The 19,545-nt window shown below is 56.7% G+C and carries 20 protein-coding genes and 1 other annotated feature; of the genes, 8 read left to right on the forward strand and 12 right to left on the reverse strand.

Annotation, left to right across the window (positions count from 1 at the left end; all coding sequences use genetic code 11):
* Window positions 1-159: 159 nt before the first annotated feature.
* The 4 genes from LZU96_RS15385 to LZU96_RS15400 form a co-directional block, all read right to left on the reverse strand.
* Window positions 160-1,461 carry an inosine/guanosine kinase gene (locus tag LZU96_RS15385; protein ID WP_233985084.1) on the reverse strand — a complete coding sequence of 434 codons (1,302 nt, stop codon included), beginning with the start codon at window positions 1,459-1,461 and terminating at the stop codon, window positions 160-162.
* 55 nt (window positions 1,462-1,516) lie between these two features.
* Window positions 1,517-2,476 carry a ferrochelatase gene (gene hemH, locus LZU96_RS15390; protein ID WP_094121395.1) on the reverse strand — a complete coding sequence of 320 codons (960 nt, stop codon included), beginning with the start codon at window positions 2,474-2,476 and terminating at the stop codon, window positions 1,517-1,519.
* A 113-nt stretch (window positions 2,477-2,589) separates the two neighbouring features.
* Window positions 2,590-3,234 (reverse strand): adenylate kinase, encoded by a 645-nt coding sequence (gene adk, locus LZU96_RS15395; RefSeq protein ID WP_233985085.1) that lies wholly within the window; start codon window positions 3,232-3,234, stop codon window positions 2,590-2,592.
* Between the two features lie 105 nt (window positions 3,235-3,339).
* A complete protein-coding gene (locus LZU96_RS15400) occupies window positions 3,340-4,224 on the reverse strand; it encodes a DUF6024 family protein (protein WP_233985086.1) in 885 nt (294 codons plus the stop codon).
* Between the two features lie 186 nt (window positions 4,225-4,410).
* Between LZU96_RS15400 and LZU96_RS15405 the strand changes: the two genes are divergently transcribed.
* Window positions 4,411-5,280, forward strand: coding sequence for a LysR substrate-binding domain-containing protein (locus tag LZU96_RS15405; protein WP_233985087.1), 870 nt, complete (start codon window positions 4,411-4,413; stop codon window positions 5,278-5,280).
* 157 nt (window positions 5,281-5,437) lie between these two features.
* On the opposite strand, the gene htpG is transcribed toward LZU96_RS15405, so the two are convergent.
* The 6 genes from htpG to LZU96_RS15435 all read right to left on the reverse strand — a co-directional run bounded on the left by htpG (window position 5,438) and on the right by LZU96_RS15435 (window position 11,731).
* Window positions 5,438-7,312 carry a molecular chaperone HtpG gene (gene htpG, locus LZU96_RS15410; RefSeq protein ID WP_233985088.1) on the reverse strand — a complete coding sequence of 625 codons (1,875 nt, stop codon included), beginning with the start codon at window positions 7,310-7,312 and terminating at the stop codon, window positions 5,438-5,440.
* A 97-nt stretch (window positions 7,313-7,409) separates the two neighbouring features.
* On the reverse strand, window positions 7,410-8,015 hold the full coding sequence (gene recR / locus LZU96_RS15415; protein ID WP_031377861.1) for a recombination mediator RecR: 606 nt from the start codon (window positions 8,013-8,015) through the stop codon (window positions 7,410-7,412).
* A complete protein-coding gene (locus LZU96_RS15420) occupies window positions 8,015-8,347 on the reverse strand; it encodes a YbaB/EbfC family nucleoid-associated protein (protein WP_094121390.1) in 333 nt (110 codons plus the stop codon). Before LZU96_RS15420 ends, recR begins: the two co-directional genes overlap by 1 nt.
* 55 nt (window positions 8,348-8,402) lie before the next feature.
* On the reverse strand, window positions 8,403-10,487 hold the full coding sequence (gene dnaX / locus LZU96_RS15425; RefSeq protein ID WP_233985089.1) for a DNA polymerase III subunit gamma/tau: 2,085 nt from the start codon (window positions 10,485-10,487) through the stop codon (window positions 8,403-8,405).
* Window positions 9,000-9,061, reverse strand: a sequence feature (DnaX frameshifting element). (Overlaps the previous gene by 62 nt.)
* A gap of 158 nt (window positions 10,488-10,645) precedes the next feature.
* The gene (gene apt, locus LZU96_RS15430) at window positions 10,646-11,197 is read right to left on the reverse strand and encodes an adenine phosphoribosyltransferase (RefSeq protein ID WP_233985090.1); all 552 of its coding nucleotides are present in this window, start codon (window positions 11,195-11,197) and stop codon (window positions 10,646-10,648) included.
* A 144-nt stretch (window positions 11,198-11,341) separates the two neighbouring features.
* A complete protein-coding gene (locus tag LZU96_RS15435; RefSeq protein ID WP_233985091.1) occupies window positions 11,342-11,731 on the reverse strand; it encodes a DUF454 family protein in 390 nt (129 codons plus the stop codon).
* Between the two features lie 57 nt (window positions 11,732-11,788).
* On the opposite strand from LZU96_RS15435, the gene priC reads away from it, so the two are divergent.
* From priC to rsmS, 3 genes are read left to right on the forward strand one after another with little or no spacing between them, the layout of a single operon-like run.
* On the forward strand, window positions 11,789-12,319 hold the full coding sequence (gene priC / locus LZU96_RS15440) for a primosomal replication protein PriC (protein ID WP_233985092.1): 531 nt from the start codon (window positions 11,789-11,791) through the stop codon (window positions 12,317-12,319).
* Between the two features lie 57 nt (window positions 12,320-12,376).
* On the forward strand, window positions 12,377-12,622 hold the full coding sequence (locus LZU96_RS15445; RefSeq protein WP_094122031.1) for a GlsB/YeaQ/YmgE family stress response membrane protein: 246 nt from the start codon (window positions 12,377-12,379) through the stop codon (window positions 12,620-12,622).
* An 8-nt stretch (window positions 12,623-12,630) separates the two neighbouring features.
* Window positions 12,631-12,786, forward strand: a complete 156-nt coding sequence (rsmS, locus tag LZU96_RS15450; protein WP_233985093.1) for a pleiotropic regulatory protein RsmS — start codon at window positions 12,631-12,633, stop codon at window positions 12,784-12,786.
* On the opposite strand, the gene acrR is transcribed toward rsmS, so the two are convergent.
* Complete coding sequence (acrR, locus tag LZU96_RS15455) at window positions 12,783-13,421, reverse strand: multidrug efflux transporter transcriptional repressor AcrR (protein WP_094122029.1); 639 nt, start codon at window positions 13,419-13,421, stop codon at window positions 12,783-12,785. The genes rsmS and acrR overlap by 4 nt on opposite strands.
* A gap of 142 nt (window positions 13,422-13,563) precedes the next feature.
* Here acrR and LZU96_RS15460 point away from each other — a divergent pair, with 142 nt between their 5' ends.
* The 4 genes from LZU96_RS15460 (at window position 13,564) to ykgO (ending at window position 18,610) form a co-directional block, all read left to right on the forward strand.
* Window positions 13,564-14,760 (forward strand): efflux RND transporter periplasmic adaptor subunit, encoded by a 1,197-nt coding sequence (locus LZU96_RS15460; RefSeq protein ID WP_233985094.1) that lies wholly within the window; start codon window positions 13,564-13,566, stop codon window positions 14,758-14,760.
* A gap of 16 nt (window positions 14,761-14,776) precedes the next feature.
* Window positions 14,777-17,932 (forward strand): efflux RND transporter permease subunit, encoded by a 3,156-nt coding sequence (locus tag LZU96_RS15465; RefSeq protein ID WP_233985095.1) that lies wholly within the window; start codon window positions 14,777-14,779, stop codon window positions 17,930-17,932.
* A gap of 271 nt (window positions 17,933-18,203) precedes the next feature.
* A complete protein-coding gene (locus LZU96_RS15470) occupies window positions 18,204-18,458 on the forward strand; it encodes a type B 50S ribosomal protein L31 (protein ID WP_233985096.1) in 255 nt (84 codons plus the stop codon).
* A gap of 11 nt (window positions 18,459-18,469) precedes the next feature.
* Window positions 18,470-18,610 (forward strand): type B 50S ribosomal protein L36, encoded by a 141-nt coding sequence (ykgO, locus tag LZU96_RS15475; protein WP_233985097.1) that lies wholly within the window; start codon window positions 18,470-18,472, stop codon window positions 18,608-18,610.
* 44 nt (window positions 18,611-18,654) lie between these two features.
* On the opposite strand, the gene LZU96_RS15480 is transcribed toward ykgO, so the two are convergent.
* A complete protein-coding gene (locus tag LZU96_RS15480) occupies window positions 18,655-19,533 on the reverse strand; it encodes a metal ABC transporter substrate-binding protein (protein WP_233985098.1) in 879 nt (292 codons plus the stop codon).
* Window positions 19,534-19,545: the final 12 nt, after the last annotated feature.

Below are 19,545 nucleotides of genomic sequence, written 5' to 3' on the forward strand. Positions count from 1 at the left end.
AGGTGCGCCCGTTGCCGGGCCAACGCGTAGCGTTTTTATCCAGGCGGCGGGACGCTTTCCTCCTCTGACCCCGTTCCCTGCGCGTTAAGCTAATCCATCGCTGCCAGATTCAACCTGATTTGAGCTTGCCAACTGTCTGCCGCGCGGTAGCTGCCCGCTTTACCGATCCCAGTAGGACTCTTCCAGGCTGTCTTCCCGCTCCGGTAAGCCACGGGTTAAGCGTGGTGAATGCTGATTCAGCACCTGATAGCTAACGCGGTTGGCATACTTACACACCTGCGCCAGCGACGAATAGGTCAGATACGGACGCGCATGTTTGCTGGAGTTAGGGACGTTGAGGCGATGGTAGTTGTTGGCGGTAATGTCATGCAGTAACGCCGCCAGCGCGCCATCCCCGGCACCGTTGGTATTCATGATCTTCTCCGGTCCGCCCATGTAAGGCGCAATGTGCGAGAAAATCCGCAGCGGTTGCTGGCAATCCTGCTGGCGCATCACCCGGCTGAACTCATACTGGTTAAACTCAGCGATAGCGCCCGGCAACAGCGGATGGTTGGTTTTCCGTTTGAATTCGTCTTCGGTATAGCCCGCCATATACAGCCCGGTTGGTCCGGCGGTACAGAGCACCAGGTCGACCCACTCCAGCGCCATATCGGAGGCCAGCAGCGGATCGGCTTCGCCGGTCAGCGCCAGCGCTTCCTCTTCATTCATTGCCACGATCGTAACGTGCTCGCGCAGGAAGTCGCGCCAGAACTGCGGGTTATCGCCAATCACATGTTTGGTTCCCAGCGTCAGTACCACCGGCACATTATGACGTTTGGCGTACTCAATCGCCCGTAAGGTGGCCTGCGGCATCGGCTCGCCTTCCGCACAGCGCACCAGATAGGAGGTCAGCACCAGCGCCGAGGCTCCGGCAATCACCTCTTCCGGCACATTATCGGGATGCAGCTGGTTCATCTGGCCCGGGCTGATGGCGAAGGTTCGCTCACCGTTCTCACCAATCAGCGTAAAGCAGCGGCCAATCGCGCCGTCTACGCCCTGCAGGTAGTTGAGATCCATCCGGCTGGAGGTATTACACAGATAGCGATAGGCGTAGCCACCGATCTGGATGTTGTTGCACATCACGCCCAGCAGCACCGATCGATCATCGGCCAGCACCGAGAAGTTGTGCAGGGTATTGCCAATGGTACCGCCGGCAAACTGGTGGGTAATCAGCGCATCGCGCATCAGTTCGTTGTAGAGCGCTTCCGCCACCGCATCGTCAATCACCAGTGAATGGCCGGCACTGAGGCCATAACGGGTCAGGAAAGCCTCATCAACTTTCGCTTCGATATCGACCAGCGTCTGATCGATACCAACCACCCAGCTTCCGGCGTCAACGTCGTGTTGAGCAGGCTGTAACAGAGGATCGCGCGCGCTGACCGGGAAGTAGTGTTTGGATTTGCGTTTGCCGGGAAATTTCATGGGAATGCCGTCTGGAAAAACAGGCAGAGAATGATATCACACTCTCTGCCTTCGCTTAACGGCGTGCGCTGACCAGCTGGACCATCATTTCAATGTGGGCTTCGTCGGCGTTCAGGGCCGGAATGTACTCAAACTTCTCGCCACCGGCGTGCATGAAGATTTCGCAGTTTTCACCGCTGATCTCCTCCAGCGTCTCCAGACAGTCTGAAGAGAAGCCGGGGCTCATCACCTGTACGTGTTTGATCCCTTTGGCTGGCAGGCTTTTCATGGTTTCGTCGGTGTAGGGCATCAGCCAGGGTTCACGGCCAAAGCGCGACTGGAAGGTCAGCATGAACTGATCTTCTCGCAGGCCAAGCGCTTTGGTCAGTGCCGCGGTAGTGTCGGCACAGCGCTGAGGATAGTCATCGCCTTCATTAGCGAAGCGCTGCGGGATACCGTGGAACGACATCACCAGCAGATCGGGCTGACCGTGACGCTCAAAAGAGCGTTCAACAGAGGCCTTCAGCGCCGCGATATAGGCAGGATGCTCGGCGTAGTCGCGAATAAATTGCACTTCGGGCAACGAACGGTAATCTTTGAATACCGCGGTTAATCCATCCCACACCGCTGCCACCGTTGAGCAGGAGAACTGCGGATAAAGCGGCAGCACGATCAGGCGCGTCACGCCCTGCGCCATCAGCTTATCCACCGCGCTTTTCATGCTGGGATTACCGTAACTCATGCCAAGTTCGACCGGCATATCCACGCGCGCCGCCAGCGCATCACGCTGACGCTGGCTGTATACCAGCAGTGGCGAACCGCCTTCCATCCAGACTGAGGCGTAGAGCTTCGACACGCGCGGCGAGCGAAACGGCAGCACGACACCATTCAGAATCGGCCACCAGAGCCAGCGCGGGGTATCGACCACGCGAGGATCGCTTAAAAACTGTTTCAGATAGCGTTTAACAGCAGGTGTGGTTGGGGCGTCTGGCGTACCTAAATTAACCAGTAACACGCCGGGCTTATCTTGCCTCATTGTGATTCCTTGATGACGACGGGGATGCGTGAAAACGAGGAAATTGTAGCGGAATTAGTGGGAGGTAAAAGCAATTACTGCAAAAGGGGCCAGTAATACCGGCCCCGATACGCTTAGCCGAGGATCTTCGCCAGCTCAGCGCTTACTTCGGTCACCTTACGGGTGCCGTCGATTTTGTGATAAGCCGTGTGGCCTGCTTCCGCTTCTTTGCTGTAGTAAGCAATTAACGGCGCGGTCATCTGATGGTATTCCACCAGGCGCTTACGCACGGTCTCTTCCTGATCGTCTTTACGGGTGGTCAGCTCTTCGCCGGTCACGTCATCTTTGCCTTCCACTTTCGGTGGATTGAAAGTGACGTGGTAAACGCGGCCTGATGGCGCGTGAACACGACGGCCAACGATACGCTCAACGATCAGTTCGTCCGGTACCGCGAACTCCAGCACGTGATCCACGGTGATCCCGGCTTCTTTCATTGCATCCGCCTGAGGAATGGTGCGCGGGAAACCGTCCAGCAGGAAACCGTTTTTGCAGTCTTCCTGAGTGATACGCTCTTTAACCAGCGCAATCACCAGCTCATCGGTTACCAGTTTGCCAGCATCCATAATGGCTTTCGCCTGGTTGCCCAGCTCGCTGCCCGCTTTTACCGCTGCACGCAACATGTCGCCGGTGGAGATTTGCGGAATGCCGTACTTCTCCATGATGAATTGGGCCTGAGTCCCCTTACCTGCGCCCGGAGCTCCGAGCAGAATAATACGCATTGCGTAAATCCCCTTGCGAATCGCATTGATCTATCTTAGAAGGCGAAGAACATACCATTATGACCCGCTCATCACAAGGAAGGGCGCGGATCGCACCCGGCTACTTTACTGCCTTTCCGGCCCGATAACAGCGCCTGTCGACCTGCCCGCGCCTTTTTCAGATTTACCGCCAGCGCCAAACAACACCTGCAATCGCTTACCCAACTGATGGGTCATATTGATGCTCTTTTTGCCGCTGCCGCGCACGTTGGCATTGAGCTGCAGCCGCGCCTGCTGCGGCCATTTCACCACATCCTCTGCGTCACACAGGCTGGTGATGATTGCCGGCGGCACGCTAAAGCTGGCAAAGGGTAAACCTGGCTGGTGGCTGGAGTGCAGCACCGGCGGACCAGCAAGCGACAGCGCATCCACGGTAGCGGCGTTGTAAGGCCGCCACTGCGGATCGTCAAAGCGCCGCAGCGCGTGGTTAACCGCCGTCAGAGTCAGCCCCTGCTCAAACAGACGCAGTTCACTGCGCACCAGGGTACTGAAGTCACAGGTGCGCAGCGCCACCAGCACCAGATCGCCACAGATCTCGGCATGACGATCCAGCCGGGTGACAAACAGATGCGCATCATCGATCAGGTTATGGTGCAGCACGCTGGCAAAACTTTCGCTCGCCTCAGTGACGCCCTGATTCTGGCAATCGCGCAGCGGGCGAACCCGGCCGTTCGGCAGATCGACGTGCGGTACCAGCATGATGTTGCCGGCCATCAGTGGAATTGCCGGCAGCACGTTAAGTTCGGTCACCGGATAGTGGGAGGCATAGCGGGTCTGATTGCGCGCCTGCTCCTGGCGCAGAAACAGCTGCGACAGCAGCACCCGTGCCACATGCAGCGAAGGGGCGAAGAAAAGATCAAACTGCTCCAGCTTGTAAAAACGTGACAGCGCCAGGCGCAGACGGTCGCGCGTCTCTGACGGCGTGGCAGAGGAAGAAGGGGCGTGTGCCATGGTTGTCTCGTTTTAGTTATGTTGCGAGGTAGCGGAGCGCGAAGTGAGGCGGAATCGCCGGAAAAAACACAGATAGTGGGCTGAGTCAACCCGCCAGAATCTGCCCTGTAGAGTAGGGGAATGCGGCTGGACTTTAAAATGATATAAATGAACAATCGCTGTTAGATTTTTAAACAGGGGATGAGGATGACCGGACTGCCACCGCTGAGAGCGCTGCACTATTTCCACCAGGCGGCATTACACAGCAGCTTTAGCGTGGCGGCGGATCGGCTGCACGTTACGCACAGTGCGATCAGCCACCAGGTTCGGCAGCTGGAGAGCTGGATGGGTAAGCCGCTGTTTGTCCGCGGCAACGGCCGGGTAAAGTTAACCTCACACGGTGAACGTTTGCTGCTGAGCTGCCATCAGGCGTTCAGTGAATTACTCAGCAGTTGCGAAACCATTCGTACCGACCTGCGCCAGCATATCAGCCTCTCCTGCGCCCCCAGTTTTTTATCACAGTGGCTGATTCCGCGCATCGCCAGCTTCTACCAGCGTTACCCGGAAATTGAGATCCGCTTTCAGCCGCTGACCGCGGTATCGCAGTTGCGCAGTGAACATATCGATGTGCTGATCCTGAGCCACGGCGAACCGCCTGAGGATGACATTGACGCCACGCTGGTCAGTGAAGATGAGATCGGTCCGCTGTGCGCGCCGCAGTTTGCCAGCCAGTTGCAAAACGGCAGCGATCTCTCCGCCCTGCCGCTGCTGCATGCTGATACGCGCCTGCACGCCTGGAGAGAGTGGGCGGAAAAAGCGGGCGTCAGTGGCGGTTTTAGCGGCGGTAAGCATTTTGACAGCCTGACGCTGGGTATTCAGGCGGCACGCAGTGGGCTGGGGATATTAATGGCGCCGCGCCTGCTGGTCCGGCAGGAGCTGGAAGATGGCACTCTGATGGCGCCGCTCGGGTTTGTCCGGGTTGAACGGGCCACCTGGATGATGACCAAACAGAGCCGGCGTCACGATCCGGCCATCAGCCTGTTCCGCGACTGGCTGCGTGAGGCTGCGCAGCCATAAAAAAAGCCGGTGATGATCACCGGCTTCAGAGAACTGATAAATTCACTGCTTTTTAACCCTGAAAGCCCGCACACTCAGCGCTGAACGGCGTCAGCGTCAATGCGATGGGAGCAGGATATCTGCATTCAGGCCGATGAAAACTACCGGCCTGTTGTCATTATGCTGTCAGCAGCTGGTTCATGCGACGGATAAACTGGTTCGGATCGTCGAGGGTGCCGCGCTCAGCCAGCAGCGCCTGATCCAGCAGCAGTTCGATCCACTCGCCGAAGCGGGTTTCATCTTCGGTCTCCGCCACGCGTTTCACCAGCGAATGATCCGGGTTGATCTCGAAGATATACTTCACTTCCGGCACGTCCTGACCGGCGGCGGCAAACAGCTTCGCCATCTGGGTGGTCATTTCGTTGGCATCGGTGGTAACGATGGCTGGTGTGTCGGTCAGACGATGGGTCAGACGCACCTCTTTCACCCGCTCGCCCAGCAGCGTTTTCACCCGCTCAACAAACGGCTCCAGCGCTTTTTCCGCCTCTTTCTGCTCTTCGGTCTCTTCATCCGCCAGCTTGCTCAGCGACTCATCGGCTTTGCTCACCGACTGGAAGGTTTTACCGTCGAACTCCGTCAGGTAGCTCATCATCCACTCATCGATACGATCGGAGAGCAGCAGCACTTCAATACCTTTCTTGCGGAACAGCTCAAGATGCGGGCTGCTCTTCGCGGCCGCATAGCTGTCTGCGGTGATGTAGTAAATCTTCTCCTGACCTTCCACCATCCGGCTGACGTAATCCTCCAGCGAAACGGTTTGCGCCGCGCCTTCGCTCTGGGTGGTGGCAAAGCGCAGCAGTTTAGCAATCGCTTCCTGGTTAGCGTGATCTTCTGCCGGCCCCTCTTTCAGCACCAGACCGAACTCTTTCCAGAAGGTCTGATATTTTTCGCTGTCGTCTTTCGCCAGTTTTTCCAGCATCTGCAGGGTGCGTTTGGTCAGCGCGCCGCGCAGGCTCTGGGTCACACGGCTATCCTGCAGGATCTCACGGGAGACGTTCAGTGGCAGATCGTTAGAGTCGATCAGACCGCGCACAAAGCGCAGGTAGTTCGGCATGAACTGCTCGGCGTCGTCCATGATAAAGACGCGCTGTACGTAGAGTTTCAGGCCGTGCTTGTGATCGCGGTTCCACATATCGAACGGGGCACGCGCCGGGATGTAGAGCAGGCTGGTGTACTCCTGCTTGCCTTCCACACGGTTGTGGCTCCAGGCGACCGGATCGCTGAAGTCATGGGCAATGTGCTTGTAGAACTCGTGGTACTCTTCGTCGCTGATCTCAGACTTGTTGCGGGTCCACAGCGCCTGGGCTTTGTTGATTTTTTCCCAGCTGGTGCTGCCGCTCTCTTCATCTTTGCTTTCGATTTCAACCGGCAGCGCAATGTGATCGGAATATTTGCTGATGATGCTGCGAACGCGCCACGCGTCGAGGAACTCATCTTCACCTTCGCGCAGGTGCAGGGTAATTTCGGTGCCGCGATCGGCTTTCTCGATATCAGCCAGGGTATATTCGCCCTCACCCGCCGATTCCCAGTAAACGCCTTCGTCAGCTGACGCACCGGCTGCACGGGTGCGAACCGTGACCTTATCCGCCACGATAAATGCGGAGTAGAAGCCGACCCCGAACTGACCAATCAGCTGGCTGTCTTTGGCCTGATCGGAACCCAGTGATTCCAGAAACGCTTTGGTGCCCGATTTGGCGATGGTCCCGAGGTTCTCAATCACCTCGTCGCGACGCATACCGATACCGTTGTCGCTCAGCGTCAGGGTGCGGTTGTCCTTGTCAACAGAGAGACGGACGCGCAGTTCGCCGTCACCTTCATACAGGCTGGCATCGGACAGCGCACGGAAACGCAGTTTGTCTGCCGCATCCGAGGCGTTGGAAATCAGCTCACGCAGGAAAATCTCTTTGTTTGAATAGAGAGAATGGATCATCAGGTGCAGAAGTTGTTTCACTTCTGACTGAAAGCCACGGGTCTCTTGTCCTTTCATGGTCATTGCTACCTCAACAAAACAGGTTGAACAAACGTTGAGGTTGATGTGGGGATGACGGCGAGGTTTTCAAGCCGGTGTCTGTCACAACACCGGCAAGTGATTAAAATTTAATCTTGTGACGTCCGGCCAGTGAATGGGACAGCGTGGTGCCATCGACCATCTCCAGCTCACCGCCAACCGGGACACCGTGGGCGATGCGGCTGGCGTCAACGCCATACTGACCGCACAGCTCTGCAATGTAGTTGGCGGTCGCTTCCCCTTCCACCGTGGGATTGGTGGCGAGGATCACTTCCTGAATGGTTTCACTCTCCAGCCGCTGCTCCAGGCGATCCAGACCGATATCGGCCGGACCAATGCCATCCAGCGGCGACAGGTGTCCCATCAGCACAAAGTAACGACCGGCAAACTGGCCCGTTTGCTCAATGGCGTGAATATCCGCCGGACTCTCCACCACACAGATCAGTCCATTCTGCTGACGCCGTGGATTGGCGCAGATGGTGCAGATCTCCTGCTCGGTGAAGGTACGGCAATCGGCACAGTGACCGATCTCTGACATCGCCCGGGTCAGCGCCTGTGCCAGGCGCATCCCGCCGCTGCGATCGCGTTGCAGCAGCTGAAACGCCATGCGCTGCGCCGATTTCGGCCCAACGCCGGGCAGACAGCGCAGCGACTCCATCAGTGATTCAAGCAGTGGGCTGGTTTGCATCAGAACGGCATCTTGAAGCCTGGTGGCAGCTGCATACCGGAGGAGACAGAAGCCATCTTCTCTTTCTGGGTTTCATCAATGCGGCGTGCGGCATCGTTGAACGCCGCAGCGATCAGATCTTCCAGCATATCTTTGTCATCTTCCAGCAGGCTGGGATCGACTTCCACGCGGCGGCAGTTGTGCGCACCGTTGATGGTAACCTTCACCAGGCCTGCGCCTGATTCACCGGTCACTTCCAGCGCGGCGATCTCTTCCTGAACCTTAGCCATTTTGTCCTGCATCTGCTGGGCCTGTTTCATCAGGTTGCCCAATCCGCCTTTACCACCAAACATAGTTTTCTCTCTCAGCTGAGGCCACAACGCTATCGTTGAGATAGCGGCAGCGTGTTCAAACAGGTCGGATACTCTCCTCATCCAGATCGGCGTCAAAAAACCGCTGTAACGTCTGAATGTGGGTATCACAGGTGATCGACTGACGCGCCTGCGCCAGCTTCTCTTCGTAAATGGCCTGACGCCACTCCAGTGGCGTCAACACCGTTGAATTATCGTCTTCAACCACCGAGAGTTCAACTCCCTGCCCGGCGGCTTCACTCAGGGCGGCACTCAACACCTGCTGAGCGGACGCCGAATTGAGGTGGCGCTGGCTGGAACGCAGATGCAGGATAACCCCGGTTTCGGTGGTCTCTTTCCATGCGTTCAGCGCCAGCTGCTGCACCAGCTTAGGCAACGGCAGAGCGGCAATTTCCGCCGCCCAGGGATCGCGCTGCTGGGCTTCTTCCGCCAGGCGCGCCGCCAGCTCAGGGGTTTTCTCATGCTCCAGCGCAGAACGCAAGGCCTTTGGCGTGGCGACCGGTTCGGCCACCACCACCGGCTGAGTCTGCGCTTTCCAGCGATAGGCCTCTTCTTTTACCGGTGCCGCAGGCTCCCGCTCGCGGATACGCTGCTGGCTGCGCTCGGTAACCGAGGCCAGCCGCTCCAGCGCGGAGTTGGCCGGCCGCGCACCTGGCGCCGCCGGCTCACTCTTTTTTGGTTTGTTCGCTCCCTGACGCAACAACTGGGTGCGCGCCTGCAGGAGCTGACTGGTGGAACTGGAAAGCGCGCTATCGGTGGTCGGCGCTGGCGCGGCGGTCGGTGACTGTGGCACCGGCTCCGGCGCGGCCATCTGCGGCTGTGCCGCGACCGGCTGCTGTGCCGCCGGTGACGGTGCTGAAGAAGATGGTGCTGCCGTACGCACTGGCGATGGCGGTGACGTCGCAGAGGATTGCGACGGCGCTACCGAGGGCCGGGGCTGCGCCGCGGCCTGCGGTGACGGCGGCTGTTCCGTCGGTGGTACCGGCGCTGATTGCTGGGTTAACGCCGGGCGGGCAATCGGTTCAGCTACCGCAGCTTTGGGATGAAACGCCAGTGCGCGCAGCAGCGTCATCTCTACGCCCATCCGGCGATCGGGCGCAATCGGCAGATCTTTGCGGCCCATCAGTAAGGTCTGATAATAGAGCTGCAGATCGGCAGGCGGCACCACGCGCGCCAGCTCACGCAGCCTGAGCGCGTTGCTTTCGTCATCGTCGTTCAGCGAGGTTGGCAGCAGTTGCACCATCGCAATCTGGTGCAGTAAGCGCAGCATTTCAACCAGCAGCGCTTCCCACTCCACGCCGCGCGATGCGGCCTGACTCAGCAGCGACATCACCTGTTGACCATCACCATCGACCAGCGCTTCCAGCAGGCCGAGCGGCTGCTCGTCGTCCAGCGTGCCGAGCATGGCGCTGACCGTGGTGCTGGTCACGGCACCCTGCCCCATCGCGATCGCCTGATCGGTGAGACTCAGGGCATCACGCATACTGCCGTCAGCGGCGCGGGCCAGCAACTGCAGCGCCCGCGTTTCGCTGTCGATCTGCTCCTGCTGCAGAACATGCTCAAGCTGCTGACGGATCTGATCGACATCCAGCGCTTTGAGATGGAACTGCAGGCAGCGGGAGAGGATCGTCACCGGCAGTTTCTGCGGATCGGTGGTCGCCAGTAAAAATTTGACGTGTGACGGTGGCTCTTCCAGCGTTTTCAGCAACGCATTGAAGCTGTGGCGCGACAGCATGTGTACTTCATCAATCAGATAGACTTTGAAGCGGCCGCGCGCCGGTGCGTACTGCACATTGTCGAGCAGATCGCGGGTGTCTTCGACTTTGGTACGCGACGCGGCATCGATCTCGATCAGATCGACAAAACGGCCCTGCTCGATCTCCCGGCAATTATCACACTGTCCACAGGGCGTGGCGGTGATTCCGGTTTCGCAGTTAAGGCCCTTAGCCAGCAGACGCGCAATGGTGGTTTTCCCTACGCCGCGTGTGCCGGAGAAGAGATATGCATGGTGGATACGTCCCAGAGACAATCCATTCGCCAGCGCCGTCAGAACATGTTCCTGACCGACAACATCAGCAAAAGCCTGGGGACGCCATTTTCGCGCAAGTACCTGATAGCTCATGTGGATTCGACGAAGTTGGATGGAAAAGATGAGCGCAGACGCTCTGCAACCCCTGTACAGGATTGCAGTAGTCTAACAGCTACGCTTTTGCCTGGCACTCGTTATCTTGAACGAGAAGGCGTGACGACCCTGCCGCATGACAGGGTCGAAAAAAAGGCTTAATGGCCGGGGAAATTGACCAGGCTGTAGCTCTCAACACCGAGGGCTTTCAGACGCGTTTCACCGGTCAGATCGAACAGGTTAATAATGAAAGCGGCATCCCGGACTTCGCCGCCTGCGCGACGAATCAGTTTGACGGTGGCTTCAATGGTGCCGCCGGTCGCCAGCAGATCGTCCACCACCAGCACCACGTCGCCCGGCTGAATCGCATCTTTGTGCAGTTCCAGCCGATCGGTGCCGTACTCCAGCTCGTAAGCCTCGCTGTAGGTTTCACGCGGTAGCTTACCCGGCTTACGCACCGGAACAAACCCTACGCCCAACCCTAACGCCACTGGCGCGCCGAACAGAAAACCGCGCGCTTCGGTGCCGACCACTTTAGTGATGCCTTTATCACGATAGCGCTCAACCAGCAGCGCAATTGACGCGGCATAGGCTTTAGGATCTTCCAGCAGACTGGTTACGTCACGAAACAGGATGCCCGGCTTCGGATAATCAGGAATGCTTTTAATGCTGTTTTTAATGAATTCAAGCTGCTGCGCAGTGTCGGTCATAATGATACGCCTGGTAAAAAATTCTGTTTCGCGCAGCTTCAATAGCGCCAATACCTGGTAAAAGGCTCAGCGGAAGTCAATTCACAAAGGGAAGCCACGCACGAAGACGCCCAAATCTAAGCAAATGACCGGATAAATGCAACTTTATCGCGGCGGTGGCGGCGCATCCGCTGTTTCTGACACCACCGGAATCCGCCACATAAACAGCAGCAGTATCGTCAGCATCACCAGCAGCAGAATCCGTATCCACCACAGATGGACCAGCGCAATTGAAATGGCAAAGGTCACCACAATCAGGCAGATAGCGCGCCCTTTCGCACCGGGCGGCATGGCGCGATGCTGCTGCCAGTGGCGCAGATAACGCCCGAACGGCGAGCGCCACAGCAGCCAGTGATGAAAGCGCGGCGATGAGCGGGCAAAGCACCAGGCGGCCAACAGCATAAATGGCGTGGTAGGTAATAATGGTAATACAATGCCCAGGGTCCCCAGCATAATCGCCAGCCAGCCGAGGGTTAATAACAGAATGCGTTGCATGAATGCCGCCCAACTCTTTCCTCATCCGCCTACGTTAGCACAACGGAGCCTGACGGCATGAGCGCGATCTCCGCACAACAGCGTCTGCAGCAGGCACTTATTGCGCTACGTCAGGATATCGCGGCACATCCCGACGGACACTGTCGCCTGCCGCGCTTCGACAGTCAGCTGTTCCGCACCAAAGGAACCCGCCTCGCCGACTATCTGGCTGAGGTGGAGCAGAATTTTACCCGGCTATGCGACAGCGCCAGCGATCTGGTCCGTAGCGCCTGGCTGGCCGAACGACTGGTCGATCAGGTGGCGGCATTGCAACGTGAAGCGAGCACCCAGCAGCTGCGTACCCGGCGTGAAAAGCCACTGAGCAATCCTCGCGCCGTCAAATATCAGGAATATCGTGAATATGAGCGGCGGCTGCTGGCGATGATTGATCAGCGCGAACAGCGACTGGCGCTGGCGGAAACGCTGGCGGTTCAGCATCAGCTGAAGCAGGATCTGGAGACATTAGAGGGCCGTCTGGCACGCTGTCGGCAGGCGATTCGCTCGGTAGAATGGGCATTATCGCTGCGCGGCGGTCAGCAGGAGGAATAAAGCGCTGCGGCAAAAAAGCGCTTCTATACTCGTTAGGGTTCGGCACGGAGAAAAATAATGGGTTTACTGATCTGGCTACTCTGCGGATTGCTGTTAGGGTTGCTTAAACGCATCGTGATGCCCGGCCGGCCGGGTGGCCTGTTTGCGACTCTGACGCTGTCGATGATTGGCGCGCTGATTGGCGGATACATTGCCAGCTATTTTGAACTGGGTAGCCTGGCGACGCTGCACATCGGCGCATTAGGCATGGCGATTGCCGGTTCCCTGTTAATGCTGCTGGTGGCAGCGAAACTGCGTATATAGGAGGAGAGATGTCACTGGAGAATGCCCCGGATGACGTTAAACTGGCGGTGGATCTGATTCAGTTACTGGAAGAGCATCAGCTGCCGGTTGAAACCGTGCTGTCGGCGCTGGCAATAGTGCAGCGTGATTTTGAGAACAAACGTGACCGCCAGCCACCGGCTTAGCCGCGGGCGGTCAGGGTCGGGCTGAGGCGCAGCATATCGATAAAGGCATCCACCAGCGCAGGCGCATCGCCGGCTAAATCGAAACTTTCTGGCGTAAACAGCCAGCTTTCCATCATGCCATTAACGTAACCGCGCATAATCAGCGCCGCCTGGCGGGTATTGAGGCTACCCGGAAGCTGTTCCGCTTCGATGCACTGACGCAGCACATCTTCAATTTTGTCGTAGCATTCGAGCAGTAAGCTCTGCTGGATATTCTTCAGCGCCGCCATCTCGCCAACAAACTCGCATTTATGGAAAATAATCTCCATCAGTGCGCGGCGTTGCGGATCGTTTGCTGTTGCGTCAAAGATATAGACCAACATGGCGCGTAAAACAGAGAGTGGATCGCCGGGATATTTTGTTTGATACTCAAGTTCCACATTATCCAGCCCGGCATCACAGCGAAGCCAGATTTCATGCAAAACATCAGCTTTGTTTTTGAAATGCCAGTAGATGGCTCCCCGCGTGACGCTGGCCGCTGAAGCAATATCCGCCAGTGAAGTGGCAGAAACGCCCTGTTGTGAAAACAGGATGACGGCGGCATCGAGAATTTGATGCCGTGTTTCAAGTGCTTGCGCTTTGGTTTTTCGTGCCATAGGGGGCTTTTTTTACAGACGTGTAAGTTTACATACATTTGTGAATGTATGTACCATAGCATGACCCGCGATTTGACGCAGCAATGGGTTCTTCGGATTGTGATCCATTGATCAATTGATATCGGACACTAGAGGTTTATTTATGAATAAAATCAGAGGATTATCGCCTCTGGCGGCCGTCCTGATGCTATCAGGCAGCTTTTTGTTAACAGGATGTGATAACAATAAATCCGAACAAGCCGCCCAACAACAGGCGCCAGAAGTGGGCGTTGTCACCTTAAAAGCCGAACCGCTGAAAATTTCCACCGAACTGCCTGGCCGTACCTCTGCATATCGCGTGGCTGAAGTCCGTCCTCAGGTTTCCGGTATCATTCTGAAGCGTAATTTTATTGAAGGCAGCGATGTCAAAGCGGGTCAGTCGCTTTATCAGATCGATCCTGCAACCTACCAGGCCGCTTATGACAGCGCAAAAGGCGATCTGGTGCAGGCAGAAGCCAATGCCCGTATCGCCCAACTGACCGTTAAACGTTATAAGCCGCTGCTGGGCACCAAATATATCAGTCAGCAGGATTATGACACTGCCGTGGCTACCGCCGCGCAAAACGATGCCGCGGTTCAGGTCGCCAAAGCCAACGTTGAGACGGCTCGCATTAACCTGGCCTATACCAAAGTTACCTCCCCTATCAGCGGCCGCATCGGCAAATCATCGGTCACCGAAGGTGCGCTGGTGCAGAGCGCACAAACCACCGCGCTGGCCACCGTGCAACAACTCGACCCGATGTACGTTGACGTCACCCAGTCGAGCGAAGATTTCATGCGCTTACGTTCCGAACTGGAGTCAGGTCAGCTGAAGCAGAACGATGGCAAAGCCAACGTGACGTTGCTGATGCAAAACGGCAGCAGCTACGCCCAGCCGGGTACGCTGGAGTTCTCTGACGTGACCGTTGATGAAACCACCGGTTCTATTACCCTGCGCGCCATCTTCCCGAACCCGAACCATGTGCTGTTACCTGGCATGTTTGTTCGCGCCCGTCTGGATGAAGGCACCAACCCAAGCGCGCTGCTGGTACCGCAACAGGCGGTCACCCGTACGCCAACCGGTCAGGCGACCGTGATGGTCGTGGGTGCGGATAATAAAGTGGAATCACGTACCGTGACCGCCACGCAAGCAATTGGCGATAAGTGGTTAGTGACCGACGGTGTGAAAGCAGGTGAACGTGTGATCAGTACCGGTCTGCAACGCGCCAAGCCGGGTGCACAGGTTACTCCACAAGAAGTCTCAGACGATGCTAAAGCTGCGCCCGATGCAAAGTCGCAGTCTGATAAGTCATCGTCATAACAGGAGCCGTTGATTCATGGCTAAGTTCTTTATCGATCGCCCCATCTTTGCGTGGGTGCTCGCCATCATCATCATGATGGTCGGTGCGCTATCGATTCTCAAACTGCCGATCGAGCAATATCCCAATGTTGCGCCGCCGGCGATTGAGATTCAGGCCACCTACCCAGGTGCAGATGCGAAAACACTGCAGGATTCGGTGACCCAGGTCATCGAACAGAATATGAACGGCATCGACGGACTGATGTATATGTCCTCGAGCAGCGACTCATCCGGTACTCTGACCCTGACTATCTCGTTTGAGTCCGGCACCGATCCGGATATTGCGCAGGTTCAGGTGCAGAACAAACTGCAACTGGCGACGCCGTTACTGCCGCAGGAAGTGCAACAGCAGGGGATTCAGGTTAAAAAATCTTCCAGCAGCTTCCTGATGGTGGCCGGTTTCATCAGTGATGATGACAATATGACGCAGAATGATATTTCTGACTATATTGCCTCTACCATCAAAGATCCGCTTAGCCGTACCAAGGGCGTGGGTGACACTCAGGTGTTTGGTGCCCAGTACGCAATGCGTATCTGGATGGACCCGCACAAGCTGAACAACTACAACCTGACGCCGGTTGATGTGATCAGTGCGCTGAATACTCAGAATACCCAGGTAGCAGCCGGTCAGCTCGGTGGTACACCACCGGTGCCAGGCCAGCAGCTGAACGCCTCTATCATTGCGCAAACCCGTCTGACCTCTACCGATGAGTTCGGCAAAATTCTGCTCAAGGTGAATGAGGATGGCTCGCAGGTGCGTCTGCGTGACGTGGCGAAGATTGAACTCGGCGCTGAAAACTACGATATCGTAGCCCGGTATAACGGCAAACCGGCTTCCGGTATCGGTATCAAACTGGCGACCGGCGCCAATGCGCTCGATACTGCTAACGCGGTGAAAGCTGAACTGGCCCGGATGCAGTCTACCTTCCCGGCCGGTATGAAGGTTGTTTATCCTTACGACACCACCCCATTTGTGAAGATCTCCATCTTCGAAGTGGTGAAAACGCTGTTAGAAGCGATTGTGCTGGTGTTCCTGGTAATGTACCTGTTCCTGCAGAACTTCCGCGCCACGCTGATCCCGACGATCGCCGTGCCGGTGGTGCTGTTAGGTACCTTCGCCGTTATCAGCGCCTTTGGCTATTCAATAAACACCCTGACGATGTTCGCGATGGTGCTGGCTATCGGCCTGCTGGTGGATGACGCCATCGTGGTGGTCGAGAACGTTGAGCGCGTCATGGCGGAAGAGGGACTGCCGCCTAAAGAAGCGACCAAACGGTCAATGGAGCAGATTCAGGGCGCACTGGTCGGTATCGCCCTGGTGCTGGCAGCCGTATTTATCCCGATGGCCTTCTTTGGGGGTTCAACCGGGGTTATCTACCGCCAGTTCTCTATTACTATCGTTTCGGCGATGGCCCTGTCGGTGCTGGTTGCGTTCATTCTGACGCCAGCGCTGTGTGCCACCATGCTGAAGCCGGTTAAAAAAGGCGAACACGGCCAGACCACCGGTTTCTTCGGCTGGTTTAACCGTATGTTCGATAAGAGCACTAATCACTATGTGGATAGCGTAGGCCATATCGTTCGCAGTACTGGCCGCTATATGCTGATCTATCTGGTGATTGTGGTGGGCATGGCGTTTCTGTTCCTGCGCTTACCGACCTCATTCCTGCCGGAAGAGGACCAGGGCTTGCTGCTGGCACAGGCGCAGTTGCCTGCTGGCGCAACCCAGGAACGTACCCAGAAAGTACTGGACCAGGTGACCGATTACTTCCTGACGAAAGAGAAGGATTCGGTGAAGTCGGTGTTTACCGTTAACGGCTTTGGTTTTGCCGGTCGTGGACAGAATACCGGTATCGCCTTCGTCAGTCTGAAGCCGTGGGATGAGCGTGGCAGCAGCGATCTGAAAGTGCCGGCGATTGCGGGCCGTGCCATGCAGGCGCTGGGCGCGATCAAAGATGCGATGGTCATTCCATTCAACCTGCCCGCGATTATCGAACTGGGTAATGCCACCGGCTTCGACTTTGAGCTGATTGACCAGAATAACCTGGGTCACGAAAAGCTCACCGAAGCACGTAATCAGCTGTTCGGTATGATCGCTCAGCATCCGGATACGCTGGTCGGCGTACGTCCTAACGGCATGGAAGATACACCGCAGTACAAGCTGATTATCGATCAGGAGAAAGCGCAGGCACTGGGCGTTTCCCTGAGTGATATCAACACTACGCTGGCGGCCTCGTGGGGCGGCTCTTACGTCAATGACTTCATCGACCGCGGTCGCGTGAAGAAAGTGTACGTAATGGGACGTGCAGATTCCCGTATGCTGCCGGACGACATTGGTAAGTGGTATGTGCGCAACAGCAGCGGAACCATGGTGCCCTTCTCTGCCTTCTCGTCAGCAAAATGGCAATATGGTTCACCGCGTCTTGAGCGTTACAACGGTCTGCCAGCGATGGAGATCCTCGGACAGGCTGCGCCAGGTAAGAGCTCCGGTACGGCAATGGATCTGATGGAAGAGCTGGCCTCGAAGCTGCCTGCCGGTATCGGTTATGACTGGACCGGAATGTCCTATCAGGAACGGCTGTCAGGCAACCAGGCGCCTGCGTTGTATGCCATCTCGCTGATTGTGGTCTTCCTCTGTCTTGCGGCGTTGTACGAGAGCTGGTCGATTCCGTTCTCCGTTATGCTGGTGGTGCCACTCGGGGTCATCGGTGCACTGATCTTCACTACGCTGCGTGGATTAAGTAATGACGTCTACTTTGTGGTGGGGTTACTGACAACCATTGGCCTCTCGACGAAGAACGCCATCCTGATCGTCGAATTTGCTAAAGATCTGATGGATAAAGAGGGCAAAGGATTGGTTGAGTCGACGCTGGAAGCCTGTCGTATGCGTCTGCGTCCTATCCTGATGACCTCGCTGGCGTTTATTCTCGGCGTACTGCCGCTGGCGATCAGTACCGGTGCCGGTTCAGGTTCGCAGAATGCCGTCGGTACCGGCGTGGTCGGTGGTATGGTTACCGCGACCTTACTGGTTATCTTCTTCGTTCCGGTGTTCTTTGTGGTGGTCCGTCGCCGCTTTAATAAGAACAAATCGGAAATCGAAAAAGGTCACCCGGTTGAACACAACCCGACTCACTAATGCTTACTGAGTAGTGAAAAGGTAAAAGGCCGCGCAAGCGGCCTTTTTTATTTCTGTTTGCCGGACGGCGGCTGTCTGGTTTTCCCTTTTGCTGCGCTGACGCTTTTGCCCCGACCTTTGCCTGTACCTGGCCTTTCCTGCTCCCCTTTTTCTGCGCCAACGTTACTACGCCGTTGCCTGCCCTTGCGGCTTCCGATCCTGCCGACGGTTGCAATCCCGGTAAACCCGGCGCATAATATTGTTATATTATAACATTACATAGGTGAGTATTATGAAAGCGAATATCCATCCCGACTATCGCCATGTGGTTTTCCATGACACCTCGGCGGACGTCTGGTTCAAAATCGGTTCGACCATCCGCACTGACCGCACCGTGGAATTTGAAGGCGAAACCCTGCCTTACGTCACGCTTGATGTGTCGTCAGCCTCGCATGTGTTCTATACCGGTAAGCAGAAAGATTTTGCCAAAGAGGGCAGTACCGCACGCTTTAACCAGCGTTTTGGTCGCTTTCTGGGCCGTAAGTAAGGGAGAGGATCATGCAGGTATTAAGCTCGCTGCGCTCAGCAAAAAGTCGCCACCGGGATTGCAAAGTGGTGCGCCGTAAAGGCCGTATTTACGTCATTTGCAAATCAAATCCGCGCTTCAAGGCGGTGCAGGGAAGAAAGAAAAAACGCTAGTTTATGTCGTGATGAGTGGCCGGGGATGCCCGGCCTTTTTATCACTATTGCATACTCTTCAGCATCGCATTTACGTTGTGTCTGAATGCCGCTTCATAGGTTGGTGCCGGACCGGTCGCCGGTGACAACGCCTCGGGATAGAGCTCGCCGCCTGGCTGGGCACCGGTCGCGCTGGCAATCTGCTTCACCAGTCGCGGATCGGTCTGGTTCTCAATAAAGTAACGCTGGATATGCTGCTGTTTCAGCTGTGAGATCAGGCTGCCAACTTCACTGGCACTGGCCTCTGACTCGGTGGAGAAACCGACCGGCGCCAGGAAGGTGACGCCATATCGCTGACCAAAATAGCCAAACGCATCGTGGCTGGTCAGCACTTTACGTCGTCCGGCGGGCACCCGGTCAAACGCCGTTTTCGCCCAGAGATCCAGTGCCTGCAGCTGCTGAATGTAGTTTTCACCACGCTGACGAATCTGCGCGGCATCCTCCGGGTCAGCCATGACCAGCGCATTCATCACGTTGGTGGCGTAAATTACGCCGTTCTGCATACTGTTCCAGGCGTGGGGATCGGTGATGGTTTTCCCCTCTTCCTCCATGCTGCGCGTGGTGATGCCGGTTGAGGCCACCACCGGCTGCCCGCGATAGCCCGACGCGCTGACCAGCCGGTCCATCCACCCTTCCAGCCCTAAACCGCTGACAAACACCAGATCGGCTTTCGCCAATGCCTGACTGTCCTGTGGCGTCGGTTCGAAGGTGTGCGGGTCGCCATCCGGCCCGACCAGGCTTTTAACCCTGACATGATCACCACCAACCTGTTTTACGATATCTGCCAGCACTGTAAAACTGGCTACCACATCCACCGTTTTTGCCATGGCTAATGGCGCGGCAAACAGCGCGGCGAGCGCCAGACTAACCGGTAATTTCTTCATAGCTACCCCTTA

Source organism: Pantoea agglomerans, assembly GCF_021397715.1.
GTDB classification, from domain to species: domain Bacteria; phylum Pseudomonadota; class Gammaproteobacteria; order Enterobacterales; family Enterobacteriaceae; genus Pantoea; species Pantoea astica.

Bases quoted from the DNA above. Each gene is read 5' to 3' on its own strand.
- LZU96_RS15385 (WP_233985084.1), bottom strand. From the start codon at position 1,461: ATGAAATTTCCCGGCAAACGCAAATCCAAACACTACTTCCCGGTCAGC.
- hemH (WP_094121395.1), bottom strand. From the start codon at position 2,476: ATGAGGCAAGATAAGCCCGGCGTGTTACTGGTTAATTTAGGTACGCCA.
- adk (WP_233985085.1), bottom strand. From the start codon at position 3,234: ATGCGTATTATTCTGCTCGGAGCTCCGGGCGCAGGTAAGGGGACTCAG.
- LZU96_RS15400 (WP_233985086.1), bottom strand. From the start codon at position 4,224: ATGGCACACGCCCCTTCTTCCTCTGCCACGCCGTCAGAGACGCGCGAC.
- LZU96_RS15405 (WP_233985087.1), top strand. From the start codon at position 4,411: ATGACCGGACTGCCACCGCTGAGAGCGCTGCACTATTTCCACCAGGCG.
- htpG (WP_233985088.1), bottom strand. From the start codon at position 7,312: ATGACCATGAAAGGACAAGAGACCCGTGGCTTTCAGTCAGAAGTGAAA.
- recR (WP_031377861.1), bottom strand. From the start codon at position 8,015: ATGCAAACCAGCCCACTGCTTGAATCACTGATGGAGTCGCTGCGCTGT.
- LZU96_RS15420 (WP_094121390.1), bottom strand. From the start codon at position 8,347: ATGTTTGGTGGTAAAGGCGGATTGGGCAACCTGATGAAACAGGCCCAG.
- dnaX (WP_233985089.1), bottom strand. From the start codon at position 10,487: ATGAGCTATCAGGTACTTGCGCGAAAATGGCGTCCCCAGGCTTTTGCT.
- apt (WP_233985090.1), bottom strand. From the start codon at position 11,197: ATGACCGACACTGCGCAGCAGCTTGAATTCATTAAAAACAGCATTAAA.
- LZU96_RS15435 (WP_233985091.1), bottom strand. From the start codon at position 11,731: ATGCAACGCATTCTGTTATTAACCCTCGGCTGGCTGGCGATTATGCTG.
- priC (WP_233985092.1), top strand. From the start codon at position 11,789: ATGAGCGCGATCTCCGCACAACAGCGTCTGCAGCAGGCACTTATTGCG.
- LZU96_RS15445 (WP_094122031.1), top strand. From the start codon at position 12,377: ATGGGTTTACTGATCTGGCTACTCTGCGGATTGCTGTTAGGGTTGCTT.
- rsmS (WP_233985093.1), top strand. From the start codon at position 12,631: ATGTCACTGGAGAATGCCCCGGATGACGTTAAACTGGCGGTGGATCTG.
- acrR (WP_094122029.1), bottom strand. From the start codon at position 13,421: ATGGCACGAAAAACCAAAGCGCAAGCACTTGAAACACGGCATCAAATT.
- LZU96_RS15460 (WP_233985094.1), top strand. From the start codon at position 13,564: ATGAATAAAATCAGAGGATTATCGCCTCTGGCGGCCGTCCTGATGCTA.
- LZU96_RS15465 (WP_233985095.1), top strand. From the start codon at position 14,777: ATGGCTAAGTTCTTTATCGATCGCCCCATCTTTGCGTGGGTGCTCGCC.
- LZU96_RS15470 (WP_233985096.1), top strand. From the start codon at position 18,204: ATGAAAGCGAATATCCATCCCGACTATCGCCATGTGGTTTTCCATGAC.
- ykgO (WP_233985097.1), top strand. From the start codon at position 18,470: ATGCAGGTATTAAGCTCGCTGCGCTCAGCAAAAAGTCGCCACCGGGAT.
- LZU96_RS15480 (WP_233985098.1), bottom strand. From the start codon at position 19,533: ATGAAGAAATTACCGGTTAGTCTGGCGCTCGCCGCGCTGTTTGCCGCG.